Genomic DNA, 4,177 nt, shown 5'->3' on the forward strand with positions numbered 1-4,177 from the left:
GACTATCGCAAGTGCTAGTGCTGACGAAACAGTGAAGTTGTGGAACCTTGAAGGGAAGGAGTTGCAGACTCTCAAAGGGCATGAGAATAAGGTCTTTGGTGTAGCATTTAGTCCTGATGGAGAGACTATTGCCACTGCTAGTGCTGACGATACAGTGAAGTTGTGGAACCTTGAAGGGAAATTATTGCAGACTCTCAAAGGGCATGAGAATACGGTCTATGGTGTAGCATTTAGTCCGGATGGAGAGACTATTGCCACTGCAAGTTGGGACGAAACAGTGAAATTGTGGAACCTTGAGGGGAAGGAGTTGCAGACTCTCAAAGGGCATAAGAATTTGGTCAGAGGTGTAGCATTTAGTCCGGGTGGAGAGACTATTGCCACTGCTAGTCGTGACACAACAGTGAAGTTGTGGAACCTTCAGGGGAAATTATTGCAGACTCTCAAAGGGCATAAGAATTCGGTCAGAGGTGTAGNTAGTCGTGACACAACAGTGAAGTTGTGGAACCTTCAGGGGAAATTATTGCAGACTCTCAAAGGGCATAAGAATTCGGTCAGAGGTGTAGCATTTAGTCCGGATGGAGAGACTATTGCCACTGCAAGTTGGGACAAAACAGTGAAATTGTGGAACCTTCAGGGGAAATTATTGCAGACTCTCAAAGGGCATGAGGATATAGTCAATGGTGTAGCATTTAGTCCGGATGGAGAGACTATTGCCACTGCTAGTTTTGACAAAACAGTGAAATTGTGGACAAATTGGCGGATAGAAGATTTAACTAAGCTTGGTTGCGAGTGGTTAAATGATTATTTGATTACCCACCCCCAGGAGCTAGAGGAACTCAAGATTTGCCAAACCTACGGACGTAAGAAAGTAGCTTCTCGTAATTTGGTAATAGTGGGAGAGAAATTAGCAAGGGAAAGCAATGGGGAAACAAAAAAACTTGAGGCAGCAGCAGCTAAATTAGAGAAAGCAGCAAAATGGAATCCAGACCTTGACCTCAACCCAAATTTTAAAGTTTGGGCAGCATCATTAGGGGAGGCAGAAAAGCTGATGGAGGAAGGTACCGAATTAGCAAGAGAAGGAAAAATAGAGGCAGCAATAGAAAAGTATCAACGAGCAAAAGAACTTGACAAAGTTGCATTTATCCCTACTTGGCAAAATATTAATCCAGAAGCTAAAGCAAAACTTGAGGCTTCCGATGCAGTAGATGGGTTGGATAAAGGGAGCAAGCTTGTTAAAAGGGGTAAAGTTAAGGATGCCATAGACTCCTACAAGCAAGTAGAAAAAATTGACCCCACTCAAATTACTGCTGGTTATTGGTATACACTTTGTTGGTATGGCAGTCTTTATAAACAAGCTGCTGATGTGATGTTTGCTTGTGAAAAAGCAGTTGCTCTTAGCCCAAAAGATGGCGGTATTATTGACAGTCGGGGACTTGCCAGGGCATTAACTGGGGATATTGAAGGGGCAATAGAAGATTTTCAGGTATATGTAGAATGGACTGACAATGAGAAGAATAAAGCACAACGCCAAGAATGGATAAAAGCACTCCAGGCAGGGGAAAACCCGTTTACTGATGNTTGCTTGTGAAAAAGCAGTTGCTCTTAGCCCAAAAGATGGCGGTATTATTGACAGTCGGGGACTTGCCAGGGCATTAACTGGGGATATTGAAGGGGCAATAGAAGATTTTCAGGTATATGTAGAATGGACTGACAATGAGAAGAATAAAGCACAACGCCAAGAATGGATAAAAGCACTCCAGGCAGGGGAAAACCCGTTTACTGATGAGGTGTTGAAGGAGTTAAGGGATTAGCCTTATAATTAAATAATTAGTAACGCACCGCCCCAAATATTTCGGTGCGTTACATTTCATTAACGCACCCTACTGTCGTGTCAAGCTTGAAAATGTGAGTTAAAGAACCTAACGCCCAACCCCCTTCCCTACGAGGGAAGGGGGAGTCTTTCCCCACTCTCAAAAGCAGGAGAGGAGGAGGGGCAGGGGGGTGAGGTCTCCAAGGTTACTCGCTCCTAACCCACAATTGTAGTCTTGACACGGCACTACTAAGCTGATAACTGATAACTGATAACTGAAATAGAATGCCAAATTTTCATCAAAATCCAGAATTATTGTCCGAGCTAATATTTGCTCTAGAAATGTCTCAAGGAGAGTTTCGGCTATTTTTAGCCCGTAGTAATACTCTAACTCAGCGCGATCGCCTTATCCAAAAACTCCAGGCATCTTTTTCTGGAAACTTAGCACAGTTGCAGTTAGATGAGTCAGTGGGAGAACTTTATGCTACTATTGGCCAACAGTTAGGAGACCAACAACCAGATGCTTTGATGGTTTGGGGTTTAGAGTCAGTAACGGATGTAGATAAACTACTCGTCTCCATGGGGTTAGTGCGGGAGGAATTTAAAAATAATTTTCACTTCCCAATACTTTTATGGATAGATCAAGAGATTTCCCGAAAGTTTATTCGCTTAATTCCTGATTTTGAAAGTTGGACAAGTCTAACTGTATTTGAAACTCCCACTCAAGAATTAATAGATTTTATTCAGCAAACGAGTAACTGTGTTTATCAGAAAGTATTAGATAATGGAGCCGGAATATTTTTGGAACATACCGCTTTGGGTGTGGGAGAATTTGTTTATCAAGAATTGTTAGATGCACAGCAAGAATTGTCAAATAGAGAAGTTAGGTTAGAACCAAAATTAGAGGCAGGTTTAGAATTTGTTTTAGGTAGAACAGCAGATAATTCCGAGGAAACAGCATTAAAGCATTATCAACGCAGTCTCGAACTTTGGCAACAACTTAACAACCAGGTGCGAGTAGCTCACACTTATTATTATCTGGGGTTGTTGTGGCGTAGTTATGAACTTTGGCATGGCATAGACAAAGATACAAGTTGTTCCCGAACTGCCTCATATTATCAGAAGTCAGTGGAAATATTTGAAACAGCTAACTACCCAAATTTAGCAGCAAAATTTATCAATGCTTGGGGAGAAATTCTGCAAACTTTGGAACATTGGGATAAGTTAGAGACTGTTGCCCATAGAGCAATAGAATTACACAAAATCTATTCCCATCCATTTCGAGAAGCTTGTGCTTATAGTTTTCTAGCTGAAGTTGAACTGACTAAAAATAACTATAAACAAGCCAAAAAACTTGCTCAAAAATCTCTAATGATTCTTAATGAGACCCTAGATAAAGCATCTAATTGTACCTCAAGAAAGGAAGAAATTAATTTAGATTGGGAGTTTTCATATCATCAGGGTAAATACTTATTTTCTCTGGCAAAAGCCGAAAAAAGTTTAGGTGAAATTCAAGCATCTATCGACAGTTTAGAAAAAGCAATACATACGACAAAACCCGAATATAACCCTGAATTTTACATTGATATTCTCACAGAATTACAAGCAATTTATTACAAACAAAAAGAATATCTCAAGGCTTTTGAAATTAAGCAAGAACAACAAAAAATCAAACAACAATTTGGCTTTCAGGCTTTTGTTGGTCCTAATCGCTTAAGAGATATCAAACTAAATATTAATCCCGCTTTACCTCAGTCAAAACAAAGAACTAATCAACAAAAACTTACTCAAGAAATTGCAGCATCAGGACGACAGCATAATGTAGAAAAACTGCTGGAAAGAATTAGTCGCCCTGACTATAAACTGATAGTTATTCATGGGCAATCAGGAGTAGGCAAAAGTTCAATTTTACACGCCGGATTAGTTCCAACTTTAGAAGGAAAATCAATTGATACTCGTGATGTAATAGTTGTTTTACAACGAGTTTATGTTAATTGGGTTTCCGAATTGGGAAAAGTTTTAGAGAAAAAACTACAAATAATTAAAAATTATGCAATTAATTCAAATGGTCTAAATTCGACTGAGGAAATTTTTGAGAAGTTAAAAAATAATGCTCAATCCAATTTATTAACAGTCATAATTTTTGACCAATTTGAGGAATTTTTCTTTGCAAATATGGCAGCAAAACAGAAACAAGAATTTGCTTATTTCCTACAAGAATGTTTAAAAATTCCTTTTGTGAAAATAGTTTTATCCCTAAGATCAGACTACATTCATTACTTATTAGAGTTTAATCATTTAGCTAATTTAGAAGTAATTAATTATGATATATTAAGTAAAAATTTAATTTATTGCTTAGGGAATTTT

General features: G+C 38.8%; 2 protein-coding genes and 1 pseudogene. All 3 read left to right on the forward strand.

Going from position 1 to position 4,177, the window contains the following annotated elements; genetic code table 11:
• Positions 1-4: 4 nt before the first annotated feature.
• The coding region (locus AFK68_RS41245; RefSeq protein ID WP_256386512.1) for a WD40 repeat domain-containing protein at positions 5-473 on the forward strand (469 nt) is incomplete at its 3' end.
• A 17-nt stretch (positions 474-490) separates the two neighbouring features.
• On the forward strand, positions 491-1,577 hold a 1,087-nt coding region (locus tag AFK68_RS07690; protein WP_371357275.1), incomplete at its 3' end, for a WD40 repeat domain-containing protein.
• A gap of 518 nt (positions 1,578-2,095) precedes the next feature.
• Positions 2,096-4,177: pseudogene (locus AFK68_RS07700) on the forward strand (hypothetical protein); the annotation flags it as partial.

The sequence above is a fragment of the Hydrocoleum sp. CS-953 genome, from assembly GCF_002260545.1.
GTDB lineage: Bacteria > Cyanobacteriota > Cyanobacteriia > Cyanobacteriales > Microcoleaceae > Trichodesmium.